Genomic DNA, 21372 nt, shown 5'->3' on the forward strand with positions numbered 1-21372 from the left:
CGGCGCCGGGAGCGATCAGTTCAGGGATTCAGGCAACGCCGTGGGTCTTCAGCCAGCCCAGGCCCGCTTCGGTGGTGGTGGCCGGCTTGTACTCGGCGCCGACCCAACCCTGGTAGCCCACCTTGTCCAGGAAGGCGAAGATGTTGTGGTAGTTCAGCTCGCCGGTGCCCGGCTCGTGACGACCCGGGTTGTCGGCCAGCTGGATGTGGTTGATGATGCTCAGGTTTTTCTCGATGGTCGGGATGATGTCCCCTTCCATGATCTGCATATGGTAGATGTCGTACTGGAACGCCAGGTTGTCGGAACCGACCCGCTCGATGATCGCCAGCGCCTGCTTGCTGTTGTTCAGGAAGAAACCAGGGATGTCGCGGGTGTTGATCGCCTCGGCGATCAGCTTGATGCCGGCTTCCTTCAGTTTCTCGGCGGCGTACTTCAGATTGGCGACGAAGGTGGCCTCGGCCTGCTCGGCGGACACCCCGGCGGGCGGAATACCGGCCAGGCAGTTGACCTGCTTGTTGCCCAGCACCCTGGCGTAGGCGATGGCCTGGTCCACGCCGGCCTTGAACTCCTCAACCCGGCTCGGATCGACGGCAATGCCGCGGCTGCCCGCGGCCCAATCGCCGGCCGGCAGATTGAATAGCACCTGCTCCAGGCCGTTCTGGTCCAGCCTGGCCTTGATGTCCTCGGCCGGGAAGTCATAGGGGAACAGGTATTCCACGCCCTTGAAGCCGGCCTTGGCGGCGGCCTCGAAGCGGTCCAGGAAGTCGACCTCGGTAAACAGCATCGACAGGTTGGCGGCTAATTTCGGCATTGCGATGTCCTTATGTTCAGTTGGGGGCATATTCAGTATGGGCCCGACCTGGAGGCCGGGCCGCGTTACTGTCAATCGAGCAGGGAGATGGCGGTGGGGGCGTCGGCACCCTTCTCGGCCAGCTCTTCGAACTCGTTGATGGCGTCGATTTCCACGCCCATGGCGATGTTGGTCACCCGCTCCAGGATCACTTCCACCACCACCGGCACCTGGTGCTCGGCCATCAGCGCCTTGGCCTGTTCGAAGGCGGGGGCGATCTCTTCCGGCTTGAACACCCGGATGGCCTTACAGCCCAGGCCTTCGACCACGGCCTTGTGATCCACACCGTACTCGCCCAGCTCCGGCGCGTTGATGTTCTCGAACGACAGCTGTACGCAGAAGTCCATGTCGAAACCGCGCTGGGACTGGCGGATCAGGCCCAGGTAGGAGTTGTTCACCAGCACGTGGATGTAGGGCAGCTTGAACTGGGCGCCCACCGCCAGTTCTTCGATCATGAACTGGAAGTCGTAGTCACCGGAAAGCGCAACCACCTGGCGACCCGGCTCGGCGGCGCACACGCCCAGGGCGGCCGGGATGGTCCAGCCCAGGGGGCCGGCCTGGCCGCAGTTGATCCAGTTGCGCGCCTTGTACACGTGCAGGAACTGGGCGGCGGCGATTTGCGACAGACCGATGGTGGATACATAGGTGGTGTCGCGGCCGAAGACCTTGTTCATCTCTTCGTATACGCGCTGCGGCTTGACCGGTACGTTGTCGAAGTGGGTCTTGCGCTGCAGGGTGCGCTTGCGCTCCTGGCACTCGGAGACCCAGGCGCTGCGATCCTTCAGCTTGCCGGCGGCTTTCCATTCCTTGGCCACTTCCACGAACAGCTTCAGCGCTTCGCCGGCGTCGGATACGATGCCGAGATCCGGGCCGAACACCCGGCCGATCTGGGTCGGTTCGATGTCCACGTGCACGAACTTGCGGCCCTTGGTGTAGACGTCGACGGAACCGGTATGGCGGTTGGCCCAGCGGTTACCGATACCCAGTACGAAGTCGGAGGCCAGCAGGTTGGCGTTACCGTAGCGGTGTGAGGTCTGCAGGCCGCACATGCCGGCCATCAGCTCGTGGTCGTCCGGAATGGTACCCCAGCCCATCAGGGTCGGGATCACCGGTACGGCCACCAGCTCGGCAAACTCGGTCAGCAGCGCATCGGCGTTGGCGTTGATCACGCCACCACCGGAAACCAGCAGCGGCTTGTCGGCTTCGTTGAGCATGGTCAGGGCTTTTTCAACCTGGATGCGGGTGGCGGCCGGCTTGTAGGGTGTCATCGGCTGATAGGCTTCAGGATCGAACTCGATCTCGGCCATCTGTACGTCGAACGGCAGGTCGATCAGCACTGGGCCGGGACGGCCGGAGCGCATGATGTGGAACGCCTGCTGGAAGGTACCGGGTACCTGGGCCGGCTCCATCACGGTCACCGCCCACTTGGCGACCGGCTTGGCGATGGACTCGATGTCCACGGCCTGGAAGTCTTCCTTGTGCATGCGGGCACGGGGCGCCTGGCCGGTGATGCACAGGATCGGAATGGAGTCGGCGGAGGCCGAGTACAGGCCGGTGATCATGTCGGTGCCGGCGGGGCCGGAGGTACCGATACAAACCCCGATGTTGCCCGGGTTGGCGCGGGTATAGCCTTCGGCCATGTGGGAGGCCCCCTCTACGTGACGGGCCAGCACATGGCTGATGGAGCCCAGGCCACGCAGCGCGGCGTAGAAGGGGTTGATGGCGGCGCCGGGAACGCCAAAGGCTTTGGTAACACCTTCCAGCTCCAGGATTTTGGCTGCTGCTTCGATTGCTTTCATTTTAGCCATAGTCGGTATCCATTCATCTGAGGTGCTCTCGGCACCGTTGTTGATTATCCATGGTGTTCGGTGTGCGGTTCCGCCTGGTGAGGGCGGTTAACAACTGCGCAACCCATAGCCTGATGATACGAAAAAAAATGTGACGATCAACATATTTTGGAAATGATTTTTATGATGTGGAATTTTCTAGGTTTTCAGATTGAGGTGATGAGGGGTTGTTTTTCTATTTAACTGTATGTTTTTTAGGTATTTTATATTTCATTTACAGCAATCTTGTTGGTCGTGGTTTTTATTTCTGTTTTATGGAATCTATTTTTATTTAATGTTGCGTGGTGGCCGGGCCAGAGAAGAGAGGCCGCGAGGGTTAACAATAACATTACCTGTACACTTTTTTACACATAAATGTTTTTGTTTTTGTATTCAATTTTATTGATCAAACGGCGGCTCCGCTCTGCCGGCCCTTGGCGACGGCGGTTGTTGTGCACTGCCATTATTATCGGGTGGCGGCGGGGTATAAGGAAAAGCCGGCGCCGGGGGAAGGCGGCCAGCTTTTCCCGGCAGGCCGTATCGCCCCGTCACCAATGCTCCTGTCATGCGGGCTTAATACTGCTCTGTTATCCATGGACGTGGCGGCTTGCGCTCAACCAAGTACGGGCCGCCCCGAACACTCAGCTTTTTTGCGCTGCACAAAAAAGATCTTGTAAATGCGTTTTGTGCGGTGCAATATTGACCATGCGCGCCGAAACAACAACAAGTTGTGTGACGATGGATTCCCATGTTGGCGTGCAGGGCTCAAGGCCTTCCCATTCTTCAGGAGACGCTAACTATGTCATTATTCGATTTTGAAAAGCTGCAAAACGCCCAACAAGCCAACCTGGCCCTGGTACAGAACCTGAGCAGCAGCCTGTTTGCCAGCGTAGAAAAGCTGGGGCAGTTGCAATACAAGGCCCTTACCGAGCTGAGTGCGACCCAGTTCGACTACGGCAGCAAGCTGCTGGCGGTTCGCGATCCCAAGGCCTTCTTCGAGCTGCAAACCGCCTTCTTCAGCCCCAGCAGCCTGCTGGACCGTCAGCTGGCCTTCAACCGTGAACTGGTTGCCCTGGCCACCGAAGCCCAGGAAGAAGTGAGCAAGTTCGGCGAGCAGCAGATCGCCGCCGGCAGCAAGCAGGTAGACGAGTGGGTCGAGCAGGTTGCCAGCAGCGCGCCGGCCGTGGCCGAGCCGGCGGTTACCGCCCTGAAATCTGCGGTCAGCAACGCCAACGAAGCCTATGAAAGTGCCCAGAAAGTGGTGAAAGAAGCCGCTGACATCGCCGACAAGGCGGTGAAGCAGGCCGCGGAAAACTCCGAAAAAGCCGCCAAGCAGGCCGCCGAAGCCGCGGAAAAAAGCATCAACACCGCCGCCGCCGCGGTAACCAGCTCAGCCCCCGCCGCCAAAACCACTCGCGGTGCGACCAAGGCCAGCTGATAACGATAAATAACAACAAGTTGTTATCTCGTTTGAGACGATAGGGGTCACTCCTTATCGTCTTTTTTTTGCTCCTTGTCCTTGCCTTTGCCCTGGTCCGGGAAGGCGCTGAACAGGCCGAACATGTTCTGGGTGTTGAGGTAGAGGTTGCGCGACTGCTCCACGTACTGGCGCATCAGCTCCTGCATCATGGGCACCTGGCCGCGCATGAATTCGGTCCATGCTTTGGAAGACTGCATGCCGGCCTGGCTCTGGATATCGAGCACCGACTGGATGCTTTCCTCCAGGTAGCTGCCGAGCACCCCCTGGAAGGGGCCGTAGAAGCGGATGATGTTTTTCAGCATATCGCTGGAGAAGATGGGATCGCCGTCGCTTTCCGCCTCCTGGATGATCTGCAGCAGGATGCTGCGGGTCAGATCTTCGCCGGTTTTGGCATCCACCACCTGGAAGGGCTCTTCTTCCTGCACCAGCCGGCGGATATCGGCCAGGGTGACGTGGCTGCTGGTATGGCTGTCGTACAGGCGACGGTTGGGATATTTTTTGATAATGCGGACATCATCCTGCGGTTTTGACATGCGGCACTGGCTCTCGGCTGGCTGGGGTTCAGGGCAGTGTATCCCAATCCCCGGGGGGGCTCAATTTAACGGCAGTGTGCCTGCCCGGCCGCGGGTCCTTAGACACCACCACCTCCCGCACTGCGGTATCGATGCCGGCATCGCCGGCCGGCAGGGTGCGGGAAAATACCTCCAGGGGCAGGGGGCGGCCGAAGAAATAGCCCTGCAGGTAGTGCACCCGCCGTGCCGCCAGGTAATCCACCTGGGCCTGGTTTCCACGCCTTCCGCCACCATCTGGAGTTCGAGCCGGGTGGCCAGGTCGATCACGTTGTCGACCAGGTGGCTGGAGAGGGCGTCGACCCCGATCCTGCCCACGAAGCTGCGGTCTATCTTGAGGTAATCCACCCGGAACTGCTGCAGGTAGGCCAGGCTGGAGTTGCCAGCGCATCAGCACTTCACAGCCGGTGCAACGCTGCTCCTGTCCGTCGACCACGAGTTGCAGTAAAGGCACGAACTCCTGCTGCCGCAGCGCCCGTGCCAGTTCCTGGGCGGGGGAGGTGACGCGGCCCAGCAGCCAGAACAGGCCGGAGCCGGCCCCCAGGCCGAACAGGGGAAGCAGGAGCAGGCTGCCACTGGAATAGGCCCAGGCATGGTGCCAGTCGCTCTGGCCGGAAAGGTGGGTATCGAGCCGGTAGGCGTAGTGTGTGGAAGGGAGAGACAGGCCTTGTCCTTCCTGCTCCGGCAAGCCATCCCGGACCCGGCCATCCGGCCCCATCCAGCGCGAGCCCACGATCAGGCGGACAGGGGCGCCGGCGCCCGGCATGTCGAGGATATTGCGCAGGTAGTAACCGTCTATCCCCACCAGTACGCTGTATTCCCCGGCCGTTTGGCGATAGGCGATAAGGGGGTCACCCGGTTGCCGGACATCAGGCGCAATTGCCCCTCTGTGAAGTCCTCGGTCCGCGAGTCGGCCTGGTAGGCGCCGTAGAGGGAGGTGCAGTCGATATCGCGGCCCCGGGCCAAATTCACGGTGCGGACGTCCGGCACCGCCGCGACCTGCTCGCGCAGCCGCTGCTCCACCAGTTCACAGGGCTGGCCGGCATGCTCCGCCACGGCGTCGGCGGCGCGGCGGGCGTGGTCCAGGGTCTGATCCAGCCTCCGCCGGGCGTGCTCCAACTGGTCTTGGGTGTCCCGGTAGAGTCCGCTCTGGAGCTGCCAGTGGACGATCCCCAGGCCCAGCCGCACGGGCAGCAGGCCGGCGAGCAGGGCCGCGCCCAAGCGCAGGGAAAAACGGCGCAGCCTGGCATGGTGAAATGGCATTCGATATCCCCGGTGTATGTGGAACAAGTATTCTATGTTATCGAACGGGACTCGTTGCAACAGAAATGATGCTAGTCCAGCACCGCCGGCAGGGGACGGGCCCGGAACCTCCGCTGCCGGGCCCGCAAGCGAGTCTTAGCGGCGCGGATCATCGGCCGGATTGACATAGTTCAGTTGCCAGGGGCCGACTGAGGTCAGTTGGACCACCGTCTCGCCCTCGGCCAGGGCGTAGTGGCGCATGCCCGGGGGCATGGCGGTGTAGCTGCCGGCCGCAAGGCGCTGTGCGTTTTCCTTGGCGTGGCTGTCATCCATGCCCAGGTAGACGATGCCGCTGAGCACCGTGACCCTTTCCACGCCGGGGTGCCAGTGCAGCGGGATCAGGTAGCCGTCGGGCAGCTTGAGGCGCATGGTGAAGATCCCGGCTTCGGTCGGGTTGCCTTCCAGCACCGCGAACTGGGCCCCGGCGGGCACCGAGGCCGGACCGGGCTGCCATGCGATCTGCTCGGGCGGGTAAAGCAGGTGTTGCTCGGGGCCCTGGTCCGGGATGTCGGCGGCCAGGGCCAGTGCCGGCAGGGCGATGCCAAGCAGCAGGCCGTTCCATCTTGGTTGCTTCTTCATGATATTATCCTCCCTTCTCCGGGTGTGGTCAGATGGCCGCGCCCTGTCTTAAGCCTACTACATGGGGTATCGAAGGACTTAGGGCTGCCGTTGCGCCCGCACGACCATCGGTGTTCCTTTTTTCAGACGAGGATAAAGATGCAAGTTGCCGACAACACCGTAGTGCAGTTCAACTACATCTTGAAGGGCGAGAATGGCGAGGTGCTGGAAAGCAACGCCGGCCAGTCGCCCCTGGCCTACCTGCACGGCCACCGCAACATGATGCCGGGGGTGGAAAAGGCCCTGGCCGGCAAGGAAACCGGCGAACGGTTCAGTGTGACCCTGCCGGCCGCCGAAACCTACGGCGAGCGCAAGGACGGCCTGACCCAGCGGGTGCCGGTCAAGCACCTCTCCGGCGCCAGCCGCTGGCGGCCGGGCATGACCGCGGTGGTGCACACCGACCAGGGCCACCGCCAGGTGACCATACTGAAAGTCGGCAAGTTCATGGCCGAGGTGGATCTCAACCATCCCCTGGCCGGCCGCACCCTGACCTTCGAACTGGAGGTGGTGGCGGTGCGTTCCGCCAGCGAGGAAGAGATCGCCCACGGCCACGCCCACGGCGAGGGTGGCCACCACCACTGAGCAGTAGGCTTGTTTGGGGTGCGTAAAGAGGCACCAGAGCTGCCTCATCCATCCGTAGGGAACCGCCGGTGGGAAACCCCAACAAAAAGGCCGAGCACATGCTCGGCCTTTTTGTTAGGTGCGGCACGCCTGGGCTAGCCCTCAATCTCCCGAGGCTGGACCAGTCTCAGGTAGTCTTTCATGGGCAAGCTGAACAGTTCACGGTAACTCCGGCACTGAAGACGATCTCTTCCTGGCGTGCGAGTTCGGTGTCTATATACACCGGCATTTCATACAGGTTGCCAAAGGGGGGCAGGGCGCCGACTTCGCAGTCGGGAAACTTCTCGCGAAAGTCGTGTTCATGCAGAAAGGTCACCTCCTGCGCCGACAGGGACCGGGCCAGGCTGTCGGAATGGAGCATCTTGGGGGCGGGCACCACTATCATTGCCATCTGGCCGTCCAGCGTCATAATCACCACCTTGGCTATCACCCGGCCCGGTACATGGGCGGCCTCGGCCACCTCCTGGGCGGTAAACGCCGGCGAGTGAGAAATGACCCTGTATTTCAGGGCAAGATTATGAAACCCCCAGTCCTGCCAAGACTTGCGACAGGTAGGCGTTGTTTCGGCTTGCCCGCTTTTGTTTGCGTTTCATGCCGGCCTTGAAGCTGGTGTCTTCCTTCAACGCATTGAAGGCGATATGCCGGATGGTGGCCATGTTTTCGCCGGCCTGCTCTCGCCGAATGCGACAGTCGTCTTCCCGCATGCCTGCATCGAGTTGCCAGTGCAGCTGGGATTCTATCGACCAGTGGGAGCGGCTGGCTTCCAGCAGCTCCTTGGCCGACAGCTTCGCCGAGCTGATGTAGTAGCGTACCTTGATGTCCTTGGCCGGTTGACCGCCCACTTCCCGTATCGCCGCCACTATCCCCAAGGTTTTCAGCTCCGGCCAGTCAAACACCAGGTCCCCCAGGATGGACAAGTCGTCCACCGCCAGGCTCATCCGGGTTTCCTGGCGGCCATGGCCACTTTCCTGCGTGCTGTAGCTGTCACTATCGGGATGCTGAAACATCTCCATCCGGAAGTAATGATTGAAGGCCTCTTCCAGCTTGGGCTGGTTGCCTTTCACCGCCAGCAGGTAGTCCGCGCCCTTGTTGATCACCTTCTGGGCGATGGCCCGCTGGCAGCCCATGACATCGATGGTCACCAGGCAGCCACGAATGCTCAGCAGCTCCAACAGTTCGGGAATGGCGGTGATCTCATTCGATTTATCATCGGTTTTAACCTGGCCCAGCACCACCTGATTGGCGGCGCTGAACGCCGATACCATGTGGATGGCGCCTTGCCGCCGGCCCTTGTCGTAGCTGCCTCGCAGGGTTTTGCCGTCGATGGCGACCACTTCGCCTTCGGTCGCGTCATGGCACTCTTTCATCCAGGCGGCAAAGCTCTTTTGCAGCTGCCTGGCCGAGAGCATGCCCATCACCCGGGCGATGGTATCGTGCACCGGCACGCCGTTCTCGACGTCGCCGTACTGGCGCAGCCAGTCGAGATGATCGACGCCGAAATCCTCGATTTCCTCCCACCCTTCGGCGCCGCCAATCACCGCCACGATGGTGAGAAAGAGGATGTCCGGGAGCTTGTGCTCCACCTTCCATTGCTGGCGCGGGTCACTGATGATGGAGAGGTGCTGCAAGAGGCCGAGTCCGTTCATGGCGATCATCTGTCGTTGAAAAGACAGCATAGGATCACAGCTGATATTGATCGTCAAAGCGATCCTTCCCCATCGAGATATTTCTTCATAAAATGTGCGCTCCGCTGTACAACGTGGTTGTTAGTGTTTAAATTTTCAACCCGCCAAAAGCCTTGTCCCATAAGGGTTTTTCATGATCTTGCCCTGCGGGCGACCTTGCCTCTCCTTTTCCCTGTGATTGACGTTGGCTCGCCAGCATTTAGGTAAAAACTCATATGAAGCTTTCGCATTATATGCAGCGAAGGTTGCAGATTGGAACACTGACTTGCCTGCAGACGGCACCGACAGGTGGCGCCGGAGCCGATCCCTTTGTCCGACCTTTATCGAGTAACGGAAGAGATGATGGGTTTCATGGTTTAAACCAAACAAAAAAAGCCGGGCGTTTTCCCGGCTTTTTACTTTTTATATCAATAGATTATCTCATGGTGACGAATTCTTCGGCGCCGGTCGGGTGGATGGCCACGCAGGCGTCGAAGTCGGCCTTGGTGGCACCCATTTTCACCGCCACCGCGAAGCCTTGCAGGATTTCGTCCATGCCGAAGCCGATACCGTGGATGCCGACGATTTTTTCGTTGTCACCGGCGCACACCAGCTTCATCTTGCAGGGCTGGCGGTGCCGGGTCACGGCGGTGTACATGGCGGTGAACGAAGAGGTGTATACCTTGATGTTGTCGTCGCCGTAGTGGTCCCGGGCCTGGGGCTCGGTCATCCCCAGGGTGCCGATGGGCGGATGGCTGAACACCACGGTCGGGATCAGGTCATAGTCCATCCTGGCATCGGGCTTGTTGTTGAACAGCCGCTCGGACAGCTGGCGTCCGGCCTTCACCGCCACCGGGGTCAGCTCCACGTAGCCGATGTTGTCGCCCACCGCGTACACGCCCGGGGCCGTGGTGTTCTGGTACTCGTCCACCTTGATGTAACCGTGCTGGTCCACCGACACGCCGGCGGCCTCCAGGTTCAGGCCCCGGGTCAGCGGGCGGCGGCCGATGGCCCAGATCAGGCAGTCCACGGTGAGCGACTCGCCGTTCTCCAGGTGCAGGGTCAGGCTGCCGTCGGCCTGTTTTTCCACGCTCCTGGGCACGGAATGGGTGTGCAGTCGCGGGCCTTCGGTGGCCATCACCTCCACCAGGGTGTCGGTGAGCAGGGGGTCGAAGCTGCGCAGCGGCGCCTGCTTGCGCACCAGCAGATGGGTCTCGGAGCCGAGCGCGTTCAGCACCCCGGCCAGCTCCACCGCGATGTAGCCGGCGCCGGCCACCGCCACCCGCCTGGGCTGCTCGGTCAGTTCGAAGAAGCCGTTGGAGTCGATGCCGTGCTCGGCACCGGGAATATGGGGAACGATGGGCTCGCCGCCGGTGGCGATCAGGATATGGTCGGCGCTGTAGTGCTCGCCGTTCACCTCGACGGTGTTGGCGTCCTTGAAGCGGGCGAAGCCCTTGATCACGGTCACCTTGTTATTGCCCAGCACCCGGTCGTAGGACTGGTGGATGCGGCCGATATAGGCCTGGCGGCTTGCCACCAGCCGGGCCCAGTCGTGGCCCTTGAGATCCACGTCGAAGCCGTAATCGGCGGCGTAGAGTTTGATTGCCTCGGCGACCTGGGCACCGTGCCACATCACTTTCTTCGGTACGCAGCCCACGTTGACGCAGGTGCCGCCCAGATCCTTGGCTTCAATCAGCGCTACTTTTTTGCCGTACATGGCGGCCCGGTTGGCGGAGGCGATGCCGCCGCTGCCGCCACCGATGGCGATATAGTCGAAGTGTTGTGCCATATGTCTGCTCCGTGGATGAGTGGGGTTCGAGTAAAGCGATGGGCCGATTGTACACCAAGTTTTGCCCGAGCAGGCGGTCAACAAATCGCCGTTTCCGCGGTCGATCGGCAGACAAATGCACGAAAGGCTTGAACATTGACGCGGCTATCACCATGTTAGGGGTATTCCCTCGGTTGCCTGCGGGCAAGGCGACGGCCAAAACAAGAAAGAGGTACAGGATATGACGAATCCGCTACTTACCATGGACGGCCTGCCGCCGTTCAGCCAGATCAAGCCGGAACACATCAAGCCGGCGGTGGAGCATGCCATTGCGGATTGCAAGAAGCGGGTGGAAACGGTGCTGGCGCGCCACGAGGAGTTCACCTGGGATAATCTGGTAGCTCCGCTGGAGGAAGTGAACGATCACCTGAGCCGTATCTGGTCGCCCATCGGCCACCTGAACGGGGTGATGAACAGCGAGGCGCTGCGCCAGGCCTATGAGTCCTGCCTGCCGCTGCTGTCCGAGTACCACACCTGGATGGGCCAGCATGAGGGGCTGTTCGACGCCTACCGGAGCCTGGCGGATCGGGACGATTTCAAGAAGCTGAGCCTGGCCCAGCAGAAGGAGGTGGACAACACCCTGCGCGACTTCCGGCTGTCGGGTATCGCCCTGGAGGCGGAGCAGAAGCAGCGCTTCGGGGCCATCCAGGCCCGGCTGTCGGAGCTTGGATCCACCTTCTCCAACCGGGTGCTGGACGCCACCCAGGCCTGGTTCAGGCACATCACCGACAAGGCACAACTGGCCGGCCTGCCCGAGTCCGCCCTGGCGGCGGCCGAGGCCCAGGCCAAAGCCCGGGAGCTGGACGGCTGGGTATTCACCCTCGACATTCCCTCCTACCTGCCGGTAATGATGTACGCCGACGACGCCGCCCTGCGCGAGGAGCTGTACCGGGCCTATTGCACCCGGGCCTCGGATCAGGGCCCCAACGCCGGCGAATTCGACAACAGCACGGTGATCGAGGAAATCCTGGCGCTCAAGCAGGAGCTGGCCGAGCTGCTGGGTTACGACAGCTATGCCCGGGTGTCCCTGGCCACCAAGATGGCCCAAAGCGAGCAGCAGGTGCTGGATTTCCTCGACCAGCTGGCCAGCCGCTCCCGTCCCCAGGGCGAGGCCGAGCTGGCCGAGCTCACCGCTTTTGCCCGCGAACAGCACGGGGTGGAGCGGCTCAACGCCTGGGACATCAGCTACTACGGCGAAAAGCTCAAACAGCACAAATACACCATTTCCGACGAAGAGCTGCGCCCCTACTTCCCCGAGCACCGGGTGGTGCACGGCCTGTTCGAGACCGTGAAGCGGCTGTTCGGCATCAAGGTCAAGGAACGCTTCGGGGTGGAAGTATGGCACCCGGACGTGCGCTTCTTCGACATCTACGACGAAACCGGCGAGCTGCGCGGCAGCTTCTACCTGGATCTGTACGCCCGCGCCAACAAGCGCGGCGGCGCCTGGATGGACGACTGCATCGGCCGCCGCTACCGGGAGGACGGCAGCCTGCAGAAGCCGGTGGCCTACCTCACCTGCAACTTCAACGGTCCGGTAGGCGATCAGCCTGCCCTGTTCACCCACAACGAGGTGCTGACCCTGTTCCACGAGTTCGGCCACGGCATCCACCATATGCTGACCAAGGTGGACGTGGCCGGGGTGGCCGGCATCAACGGCGTGGCCTGGGACGCGGTGGAGCTGCCCAGCCAGTTCCTGGAAAACTGGTGCTGGCAGCCCGAGGCGCTGGCCTTTATCTCCGGCCACTACCAGAGCGGCGAACCGCTGCCGGCGGACATGCTGGAGCGGATGCTGGCGGCGCGCAACTTCCACTCGGCGCTGATGATGCTGCGCCAGCTGGAGTTCGCCCTGTTCGACTTCCGCCTGCACATGGCCAAGGACGGCGCCCAGCCCGGGCGGGTGCAGGAAATACTGAACCAGGTGCGCAGCACGGTGTCGGTGCTGCCGCCGCCCGAGTTCAACCGCTTCCAGCACAGCTTCTCCCACATCTTCGCCGGCGGCTACGCGGCGGGCTACTACAGCTATAAGTGGGCCGAGGTGCTGTCCAGCGACGCCTTCTCCCGCTTCGAGGAAGAGGGGGTGTTTTCGGCCAAGGTGGGCCGCGACTTCCTGCACGCGGTGCTGGAGCAGGGCGGTTCCAAGGAGCCGATGGAGCTGTTCAGGCAGTTCCGCGGCCGGGAGCCGAACATCGACGCCCTGTTGCGCCACTCGGGCATCGCCGCCTGAATCGGGGATAAAAAGGTGGCCTCGGCCACCTTTTTCTTGTCCCCGGCTGGTCATCTGCGGGGGAGATGGGGTATACACCAGCCATAAAGCACGGGTTCCGGGATAATAGTCGACAAGATGGAAAGCAAGGTATCCTCATGGTTCAACCTGTGGTGTCTGGATCAGCTGGTTGAACAGAAGGTGGCAGACGGCGCCTTGTTGTGTCGCACGCAGGGAGACAGCTGGCAGCCGGTGCTGGCTGCGGGCGCGGCGTCGTCCAATGTCAGCCTGGTCAGCCTGAACCGGCCTCAGGGACCGCTGCCCGGCCGTCATTGCCGGGCGCTGCACATGGCGGCCGGCTATTTTCTGTCGCTCGCCCCCAGCTACCCCGGCTATGCCTTGCTGTTCGTCTGGCAGCACAAGGGCCAGCCGCAGCCCCCCACGGCCTGGCTCAACCTGTTCCGGGCCATGTTCAGCCAGCAGGACAGGGCCATGGCCGCCACCGCCTCGCTCGGCCTGCTCAACCATCTGCCGTTGCCGTTGTTCAAGCTCAGCCCCGCCGGCGTCATCCTCTGGTGCAACGAGCCGGTGACGCGGGCGCTGGGTTACCGGCCCGAGGTGCTGCAGGGGCGCCCGATCAGCGAGATCACCCATGCCGCCGACTGGCCCGAGACCCTGCGCCTGTATCGGCGGTTGTGCCAGGAGCCCGGGCAGGGCATGGCCACGCTGGAGAAACGTTACCTGCACAAGGACGGCCGCGCGCTGTGGGGGCGGGTGCACATGACCCTGGTGGCCGACGACCAGGGCCGGCCCGATCACCTCGTGGCCCTGCTGGAAAACCTGGAGCAATCGGGGCGGGACGAATGGGCCCAGCGGTTGAGCCAGAGCCTGGAGCTGTTCCGCCCGGAGGGCCTGATGGTATGCGATGCCGACGGCCGGATCACCGGGGTCAACCCGGCCTTCGAACGGATCACCGGCTATTCCCGGGAAGAGGTGATCGGCCGCTTCCCCTCGCTGCTGAAGTCGGGCATGCACTCCAGGGCCTTCTATCAGCTGATGAACGAGTCGCTGCGCGATCACGGCAGCTGGCAGGGCGAGGTGTGGAACCGGCGCAAGAACGGTCAGGTCTTCCCGGAGCTGCTCAAGATCACCACCCTGATGCGCCAGGGCCGGATCTGTCAGTATCTGGCGGTGTTCAGCGATATCAGCGACAGCAAGCCGGTGGCGCAGCCGGCCCTGCCGGCGGAGGAAGACGGCCTGACCGGGCTGGCCAACCGGGCCAGCTTTCACCGCCGGCTGATCCAGTGCTGCCAGGGCGGCGAGCCCTTCGCGCTGATGATTCTGGATCTCAACAATTTCCGGCTGTTCAACAACGCCATGAACCATCGGGTGGGCGATCAGGTGCTGCGGGAGGTGGCCCTGCGCCTGCAGAGCCGGCTGCGCGGCGGGGATTTCCTGGCGCGTATCGGCAGCGACGAGTTTGCGGTGCTGGTGCCGGGCATAGTGCAGCACCGCCAGGCGCGCATCTTCGGCAAGCACCTGCTGGGGGCGCTCAACCGGCCGCTGCATCTGGCCAGCCAGCACCTCTATGTGGATGCCACCCTCGGCGGGGCCCTGTGGCCCGGCGCCGAGGAAGAGGACGCGGAAAGCCTGCTGCAGCACACCGAGCAGGCGCTGTTCGGCGCCAAGCAGAAAAAACAGCCGCTGGCCCTGTACGACAGCCAGCTCAACCGCTTCCAGACCCGGCGGCTGCGGCTGCAGCACGAACTGGTGGAAGCCGTCAAGCAGGGCGGACTCAGCCTGCACTACCAGCCCATCGTGGACAGCGCGACCGGCGGTGTCACCAAGCTGGAGGCGCTGGTGCGCTGGCAGCACCCCGGGCTGGGCTTCATCTCCCCGGCGGAGTTCGTGCCGGTGGCGGAAGAATGCGGCATGGTGCAGGCCCTGGGCGACTGGGTGCTGAACCGGGCCTGCGCCGATCTGCGCCGGCTGCACCAGGCGGGCTATGCGCTGGAGATGGCGGTGAACCGCTCCAGCCTGGAGTTCCAGAGCCTGGGGCTGGACGGCGGCGAATGGCTGTCGGTGATCCAGCAGCACGGCCTGTCGCCCCGGCACCTCATCTTCGAGATCACCGAGTCCCTGTTCATGCAGGGCAACGAGCAGCACCTGGAGCGGATCAACGCCCTGCGCCAGGCCGGCTGCCGCATCGCCATCGACGACTTCGGCACCGGCTACTCGGCGCTGAATTACCTGCGCGCCTTTCCCATCGATTTTGTTAAAATCGACAAGAGCTTTATCGACCACCTGCCCGGCAACCGGCGCGATGGCCTGCTGCTGGAAGGCATATTGCGCATTATCGGCGATCTGGGGATGAAAGTGGTGGTGGAGGGCATGGAAACCGCCGCCCAGGCAGCCTACCTTGCCGCCCAGCCCTGTCACTACCTGCAGGGCTACCTGATCGCCAAACCCATGGCCATGCGTGAACTGTTACCTTTTTTGGAGTCCTATGACGGACATTCGGTACCCGATTCGGATCGATCTTGACGATCCCGGCCTGGCCGGGGAGGCGGCGCAGGTGCGGCGCCAGATGGCCGGGGTCACGGCCCCGGCGCCTTTCGCCCTGGTGTTCACCGCGGGCCGGCTGGAGCTCTGCAAGCTGGACGAACCCCGGCTCGGCGCCATCCACGTGGATTTCGTGGCGGGAGCGGTGGCGCACCGGCGCAAGTTCGGCGGCGGCCGGGGCCAGAGCATCGCCCGGGCGGTGGGGCTCAAGCACGGCCACAACCCGAGCGTGGTGGACGGCACCGCCGGCCTGGGGCGGGACGCCTTCGTGCTGGCTTCCCTGGGTTGTGTGGTGACCCTGTGCGAGCGCCACCCGGTGGTACACGCCCTGCTCGCCGACGGCCTGCGCCGGGCGGCCCTGGATCCGGAGATCGGTGGCTGGGTCGCCGAACGGCTGCGGCTGCTGCCCTTCGGCCTGACCTTGGCGGACATCGGCGAGGAGCCGGACGTGGTCTACCTGGATCCCATGTTCCCCCACAAGAAGAAGTCGGCACTGGTGAAGAAGGAGATGCGGGTATTCCACTCGCTGGTGGGGCCGGATGAGGACGCCGATGCCCTGCTGCCCCGGGCGCTGGACCTGGCCCGGGCCCGGGTGGTGGTGAAGCGGCCCGACTACGCGGGTTTTCTGAACGAGGTCAGGCCGGCCACCAGTATCGCCACCAAGAACAACCGCTTCGATCTGTATATCAAGGCGGCGCTCTAGTCCCGCGCCATGGCCGCCGTCCGCCGACTATCCTAAGGGAGTCAGTCACGGCTACCACGCTAAATTAGTGTATACTAATTTAATGTGGTGTCCCGTATCAGGAGGATGGCACCATGGCCGAGCAGCCCCCCCCGCTTGTCAAAGCATTTCTCGACAGTGACAGCAGCACCTTCAGTTATGTGGTCTACGACCGGCCGGGTGGCGCCGCCGTGGTGATCGATCCGGTGCTGGATTTCGACTACAAGTCGGGCCGTACCCGCACCGATACCGTCCAACAGCTGGTGGACTTTATCCGGGAGCAGGGGCTGACCCTGCACTGGATACTGGAAACCCACGCCCATGCGGACCACCTGTCGGCGGCGCCCTTCATCCGCGAGCGGCTGGGCGGTAGGATCGGCATCGGCGAGCATATCCGCGAGGTACAGCGTATTTTCAAACAGGTCTTTGATCTGGAAGACGCCTTCCAGCCCGACGGCAGCCAGTTCGACCACCTGTTCGGTGACGGTGACGGTTTCGAGGCGGGTGAGCTGGGATTCAGGGTGATGCACATTCCCGGCCATACGCCGGCGGATCTGGCGTACATCATCAACGAACAGGCGGCTTTCGTCGGCGATACCCTGTTCATGCCGGACGTGGGCACCGCCCGCTGCGACTTTCCCGGCGGCAGCGCCGCCCGGCTGTATCGCTCCATCCACCGGCTGCTGGCCCTGCCGGAGTCGACCGCCCTCTACGTGTGCCACGACTACCCCAAGGGCGGACGCGAGCACCGCTGCCTGACCACGGTGGCCGAACAGAAGTGCTACAACATCCACCTGCGCGGCGGCGTCGGGGAGGCGGAGTTCGTGAAGATGCGCAGCGAGCGGGACGCCACCCTGGAGCTGCCGCGGCTGATCATTCCCGCCATCCAGGTCAATATCCGCGCCGGGTCGATGCCGCCGGCGGACGAACAGGGCAAGGTGTACCTGAAGATCCCCATCGACCAGCTGTAGCCGCCCGCGGCGGCTCAGGCCTGTTGCAGCATGTCGGTAATGGTGCCGGCCTGGCTGCGGATGCGCGCCACCACCTGGCCGGCCCGTTCCGAGACCTGGGTGGACTGCAGCTTGAGCTCGTCCATCAGCCCCATGAAGCGGCCCAGCTCGGCGGCCTGGCTGTCGGCATGGCCGGCGCCCTGCTCCGCCACCGCCGTGGTGGCCTGGGAGGTGGTGCGCACCTGCTCGGTCACCTCCATCAGGGTCTGCGCCTGATCGTGCTGGGCTTCGGCGGCCTGCATCATCTTGCTGATGGTCTGGTCGAGCTCGTCGCTGGCCAGGCGCAGCCGCTCCATGATGCCGCCGATTTCGGTGAGCGAGCCCTGGGTGTTGCCGGACAGCTTGCGCACCTCGTCGGCCACCACCGCGAAACCCCGGCCGTGCTCACCGGCCCGGGCCGCCTCGATGGCGGCGTTGAGCGCCAGCAGGTTGGTCTGCTCGGCGATCTGCTGGATCACCCCGATGATGGCGGAGGCGTCGCCGACCGAACTGGCCAGGCTGGCCAGGGCCTGCTGGCCGGTCACGGCGGCCTGCTGGCTTTGCTCGGCGGTGAGCACCAGCTGTTCGACCTTTTCCCGGCTGACGCTCATGGCCTGCAGGTTGTCGCGGGCGGTGAGTGCGATGTCGTCGGTGGCCTGGCGCATCTGCTGGGCCAGGTGGTTGAGTTCGTTGACCATATGGACGCTGCCGCCCATGGTCTGGTCGGTGGTGTGGGTATGGCGCTGGATATCCAGCACCTCCTCGATCATCTGCTCCAGGGCTCCCGAGACGTGCTGCAGCTGTTCGGCCCGGCTGTGCTGCTGTTGCTGCAGGCGATCGATCAGGCCGTTGAAGCTGGTGGCGATCTGGCCCAGTTCGCTGTTGGGATGGGTCACCGGCAGGGTGGCCAGCTGGCCGTCCTGCAGCAGCTGGCGGAAAGCGTTGCGCAGCAGGCGCAGGCGGTTGACCACCAGGATGCGCTGGAACAGGTAGCTGAGCAGGGCGAACAGCAGCAGGGCGGCGCACAGGGCCAGCAGCAGCAGGGCCAGCTGCCGGTATTCCTGCAGCCGGCTGGCTTCCTGCCGTGCCACCAGCTGATCCAGCTGGTGTTCTATCTCGGTCAGGCTGGCGTTCAGCGCCGTCGAGGCCTGGCCGCGCAGGGCCAGGGTGTCCTGGGTGTTGGCCAGCTCCTTGGGGTAGCGGTTGAGCAGGCTCAGCACTTCCCGTTTGGGGGCGTCGCCGGCCTCCACCGGCTTGGGCTTGCGCAGGGCGAACTCGTCCACTTCCTGCTCCTGGTAGATGCCCAGCAGCGGCAGGGCCTGGAGCCGCCCGGCCAGCTGGTTCAGCGCGTCGAGCTGGAAGTCGAGGGATTCCTTCAGCTGCGGATTGCCGCTGTCGATATAGCCTTGGCGCAGGTGGATAAGGCGCGGCAGGGAAGCCAGCATTTCGGCGGTGATCGCCTGGTAGCGGGGCGCCAGGCTGTGGGGGCTGTCGGCGTAGCGGGCCAGGGCCCTGAGCTGGTCGGCCAGCTCCTGCTCGGCGTGTTGCAACAGGTGCTGGCTGTTGCCGGACAGCTTGCCCGCCTCGCGGAAGTCGTGGGTCAGCTGCTGATGGAGGTTCGCCACCGCCTGCCGTGCCGGCTCGGCGCCAGGGTATTGGCCGAGGGCGCTCTCCATGGCTTGCAACTGGTGCTCGGCCTCGGTCATCAGGCTGGTGTCGCCCCTGGCCAGATAGGCGGAAATGGTGCGGTAGAGGGAGATATTGGCGTCCCGGCGCAGCTGCTCCAGCCCGGCCCGGGTCTGCTCTCCTTGTTGCAGGCGCAGATCCCCCAGGTAGAAGGCGCCGGCCAGTACCAGGGCCAGTAGGATCAGCAACAACGACGACAACAACGAAAACAGTGACACTTTCATCAATCAGACCCCAACGCATCCTTGTGCCCGGGAGACTAAGACAATTTGGTGACAGTTTTATGACGACGGCAGCGACGTTACCGATTTCATCAGTTGTTCATGCAGCGGGTGGGCGGGCAGCGGGCGGTGATGGATCAGCTCCAGCCGGCCTTCCTGCTGGGGGGCGATGCGATAGACGCTGAGCCGGCCGTCGACCTTGTTGAAGGCGCGCCAGCCGTCCTCGACCCGCAGCACCGCCTTCAGCCGGGTGACGTCCAGCGCCTGGCAGAACGCCTGCACCTCCGCCAGGCTGAACTCCACCTCGTCGAGGAAACGCCAGCCGATGGAAAAGTGATCCTCGCCGTGGTTGCTGTAACGGCGCCAGGGCTGGCCGCGGCTGAGCCGGGGGCCCTGGTTGGCGACCAGCGGCCGGGCGGCGTTGCCGGCGTGGGCCTGGGGATGGGCGACCCGGCGCTCCGGGTCGTGGCTGCCCCGCAGCCAGGCGGGATCCAGCCGCCCCTGGCTGACTTCCACCAGTGCCTGCTTGGGCGGCCGGTAGCCGTCCATGCCCCGGCGCAGGGCCTCGAGCGCGGCCTCGTTGCACAGATCGGTCTTGTTGGCGACGACGACGTCCGCCAGGGCCAGCTGATCCTGGAAGGTATCGTGCTCGCGGTAGCGCGGATCGGCCCACTGGCGCGGGTCCACCAGGCAGAAGGCGGAGCCCAATCGCAGTGTCTCCCGGTAGTGCTCGGCGGTGAGGGTGTCGAGGATGCGCCCGGGATGGCCCAGGCCGCTGGGCTCGATCAGCAGGCGGTCGGGCCTGGCCTTGTGCAACAGGGCGTTGAGCCCGATCTGGAACGGTAGGCCGGACACGCAGCACAGGCAGCCGCCGGGCACTTCCTTGATGGTGGCGCCCTGATCCGAGAGCAGGGCGCCGTCGATGCCCACCTCGCCGAACTCGTTGACCAGGATGGCCCAGCGCTCCTGTTCCGGCTTGTGGGCCAGCAGGTGGCGCAGCAGGGTGGTCTTGCCGCTGCCGAGAAAGCCCATGACGAGGTGGGTGGTGACGGGAGTGCTCATAAATCGGTCCGGGAAAATGATTTTGTTATCTTATAACATATTTTGGCAAGGACGAGTACGGGATGGTCATGCCCGCGCAGGCATGACCATATCAATGGCGTGCACATGCCTCAGGGCTGGATCACCACCCGCCCCCTGAGCTTGCCGGCCAGCAGATCCCGGGCCGCTTCTATGCTCTGCTCCAGGGTCAGCACCTGGGCCTGGTCTTCGAAGTCCAGCGGCAGGCTTTCCTGCAGCCGTTGCCAGGCGCCGATGCGCTTGGCCTTCGGCATATAGACCGAGTTGATGCCGAGCAGCTGCACGCCGCGCAGGATAAAGGGCATGACCGTGGTGTGCAGGCCCACGCCGCCGGCCAGGCCGCAGGCGGCCACGGCACCGTCCATTTTGGTCTGGCTCAGGATCTTGGCCAGGGTGCGGCCGCCCACGCTGTCCACGGCGCCGGCCCAGCGCTGGGATTCCAGCGGCGCCGGCTCGGCTTCCAGCTCGGCACGGGAGACGATGGCGGCGGCGCCCAGGGACTTCAGCCAGTCACCGTGCTCGGGCCGGCCGGTGGCGGCATGAACCTCGAAGCCGGCGCCGGCCAGCAGCCGCACCGCCACCGAGCCCACGCCGCCGGTGGCGCCGGTAACCAGCACCGGGCCCTGCTCCGGTTTCACCCCGGCGTGCTCCAGCGCCATCAGGGCCAGCATGGCGGTGAAACCGGCGGTGCCGATGGCCATGGCCCGCTTGGCGCTCATGCCCGGCGGCAGGGGGATCAGCCAGTCGCCCCTGGCGCTGGCCTTCTCCGCCAGGCCGCCCCAGTACTGTTCGCCCACGCCCCAGCCGGTGAGCAGCACCTCGTCGCCGATGCGGTAGTCCGGGTGATCCGAGGCCAGCACGGTGCCGGCGTAGTCGATGCCGGGCACCATGGGCCACTGGCGCACTATCTTGCCCTTGCCGGTGATGGCCAGGGCATCCTTGTAATTGAGGGTGGAGTAGTCGACCTTCACCAGCACGTCGCCGGTAGTGAGCTGGTGCTCGTTGAGCCGTTGCAGGCAGGCTTGGGTGTTTTTGCCGGATTCTTCTAATAGTAAGGCATTAAACATGGTTCTCTCCTGGGCACTGTTTCCTATGACCCAGTGTAAGGAGGCCGGTGCGGATTGCCATGGCCGGCACCGGCTAAATTGTGAT

At 63.8% G+C, this 21372-nt stretch carries 16 protein-coding genes and 2 pseudogenes; 6 read left to right on the forward strand and 12 right to left on the reverse strand.

Translation table 11 applies throughout. From position 1 onward, the window contains the following. Positions 1-28 precede the first annotated feature (28 nt). Both hyi and gcl read right to left on the reverse strand, forming a co-directional pair. On the reverse strand, positions 29-811 hold the full coding sequence (gene hyi / locus C7H85_RS11235) for a hydroxypyruvate isomerase (RefSeq protein WP_106729795.1): 783 nt from the start codon (positions 809-811) through the stop codon (positions 29-31). 71 nt (positions 812-882) lie between these two features. After that, positions 883-2658: a glyoxylate carboligase gene (gene gcl, locus C7H85_RS11240; RefSeq protein WP_106729796.1), complete on the reverse strand. Its 1776-nt coding sequence runs from the start codon at positions 2656-2658 to the stop codon at positions 883-885. An 817-nt stretch (positions 2659-3475) separates the two neighbouring features. On the opposite strand from gcl, the gene phaP reads away from it, so the two are divergent. Further along, positions 3476-4114 (forward strand): TIGR01841 family phasin, encoded by a 639-nt coding sequence (gene phaP, locus C7H85_RS11245; RefSeq protein ID WP_106729797.1) that lies wholly within the window; start codon positions 3476-3478, stop codon positions 4112-4114. A gap of 47 nt (positions 4115-4161) precedes the next feature. Here the strand turns inward: phaP and phaR are convergent, their stop codons facing one another. The 4 genes and pseudogenes from phaR to C7H85_RS11260 form a co-directional block, all read right to left on the reverse strand. Further along, the gene (gene phaR / locus C7H85_RS11250) at positions 4162-4689 is read right to left on the reverse strand and encodes a polyhydroxyalkanoate synthesis repressor PhaR (RefSeq protein ID WP_106729798.1); all 528 of its coding nucleotides are present in this window, start codon (positions 4687-4689) and stop codon (positions 4162-4164) included. Positions 4690-4717: 28 nt separating this feature from the next. Continuing rightward, positions 4718-5109, reverse strand: a pseudogene (locus C7H85_RS20115) (EAL domain-containing protein); the annotation flags it as partial. 259 nt (positions 5110-5368) lie between these two features. After that, positions 5369-5988 (reverse strand): annotated as a pseudogene (locus C7H85_RS20125) (CSS-motif domain-containing protein); the annotation flags it as partial. A 135-nt stretch (positions 5989-6123) separates the two neighbouring features. Next, the gene (locus tag C7H85_RS11260; RefSeq protein WP_146140450.1) at positions 6124-6606 is read right to left on the reverse strand and encodes a cupin domain-containing protein; all 483 of its coding nucleotides are present in this window, start codon (positions 6604-6606) and stop codon (positions 6124-6126) included. A gap of 138 nt (positions 6607-6744) precedes the next feature. Between C7H85_RS11260 and C7H85_RS11265 the strand changes: the two genes are divergently transcribed. Further along, a complete protein-coding gene (locus C7H85_RS11265) occupies positions 6745-7227 on the forward strand; it encodes an FKBP-type peptidyl-prolyl cis-trans isomerase (RefSeq protein WP_106729799.1) in 483 nt (160 codons plus the stop codon). A 178-nt stretch (positions 7228-7405) separates the two neighbouring features. On the opposite strand, the gene C7H85_RS11270 is transcribed toward C7H85_RS11265, so the two are convergent. The 3 genes from C7H85_RS11270 to gorA form a co-directional block, all read right to left on the reverse strand. Further along, on the reverse strand, positions 7406-7774 hold the full coding sequence (locus tag C7H85_RS11270; protein ID WP_342749339.1) for an aminoacyl-tRNA deacylase: 369 nt from the start codon (positions 7772-7774) through the stop codon (positions 7406-7408). Positions 7775-7781: 7 nt separating this feature from the next. After that, a complete protein-coding gene (locus C7H85_RS11275; RefSeq protein ID WP_106729935.1) occupies positions 7782-8912 on the reverse strand; it encodes an ISAs1 family transposase in 1131 nt (376 codons plus the stop codon). Positions 8913-9366: 454 nt separating this feature from the next. After that, the gene (gene gorA / locus C7H85_RS11280) at positions 9367-10719 is read right to left on the reverse strand and encodes a glutathione-disulfide reductase (RefSeq protein ID WP_106729800.1); all 1353 of its coding nucleotides are present in this window, start codon (positions 10717-10719) and stop codon (positions 9367-9369) included. Between the two features lie 220 nt (positions 10720-10939). Here gorA and prlC point away from each other — a divergent pair, with 220 nt between their 5' ends. From prlC to C7H85_RS11300, 4 genes are all read left to right on the forward strand, one after another. Beyond that, positions 10940-12982, forward strand: a complete 2043-nt coding sequence (prlC, locus tag C7H85_RS11285; protein WP_106729801.1) for an oligopeptidase A — start codon at positions 10940-10942, stop codon at positions 12980-12982. A gap of 117 nt (positions 12983-13099) precedes the next feature. After that, entirely contained in the window at positions 13100-15505 is a 2406-nt protein-coding gene (locus C7H85_RS11290; protein ID WP_106729802.1) for a putative bifunctional diguanylate cyclase/phosphodiesterase, read from the forward strand. Continuing rightward, positions 15468-16226 (forward strand): class I SAM-dependent methyltransferase, encoded by a 759-nt coding sequence (locus tag C7H85_RS11295; protein WP_106729803.1) that lies wholly within the window; start codon positions 15468-15470, stop codon positions 16224-16226. Before C7H85_RS11290 ends, C7H85_RS11295 begins: the two co-directional genes overlap by 38 nt. Before the next feature lie 113 nt (positions 16227-16339). Then, positions 16340-17215: an MBL fold metallo-hydrolase gene (locus C7H85_RS11300; RefSeq protein WP_106729804.1), complete on the forward strand. Its 876-nt coding sequence runs from the start codon at positions 16340-16342 to the stop codon at positions 17213-17215. Positions 17216-17229: 14 nt separating this feature from the next. On the opposite strand, the gene C7H85_RS11305 is transcribed toward C7H85_RS11300, so the two are convergent. From C7H85_RS11305 to acuI, 3 genes are all read right to left on the reverse strand, one after another. Next, entirely contained in the window at positions 17230-19143 is a 1914-nt protein-coding gene (locus tag C7H85_RS11305; protein WP_106729805.1) for a methyl-accepting chemotaxis protein, read from the reverse strand. A 57-nt stretch (positions 19144-19200) separates the two neighbouring features. Beyond that, positions 19201-20202: a CobW family GTP-binding protein gene (locus C7H85_RS11310; protein ID WP_106729806.1), complete on the reverse strand. Its 1002-nt coding sequence runs from the start codon at positions 20200-20202 to the stop codon at positions 19201-19203. A gap of 110 nt (positions 20203-20312) precedes the next feature. Next, complete coding sequence (gene acuI / locus C7H85_RS11315; protein WP_106729807.1) at positions 20313-21287, reverse strand: acrylyl-CoA reductase (NADPH); 975 nt, start codon at positions 21285-21287, stop codon at positions 20313-20315. Between the last annotated feature and the right edge of the window lie 85 nt (positions 21288-21372).

The sequence above is a fragment of the Zobellella endophytica genome (assembly GCF_003012775.1).
Classification (GTDB): Bacteria; Pseudomonadota; Gammaproteobacteria; order Enterobacterales; family Aeromonadaceae; genus Oceanimonas; species Oceanimonas endophytica.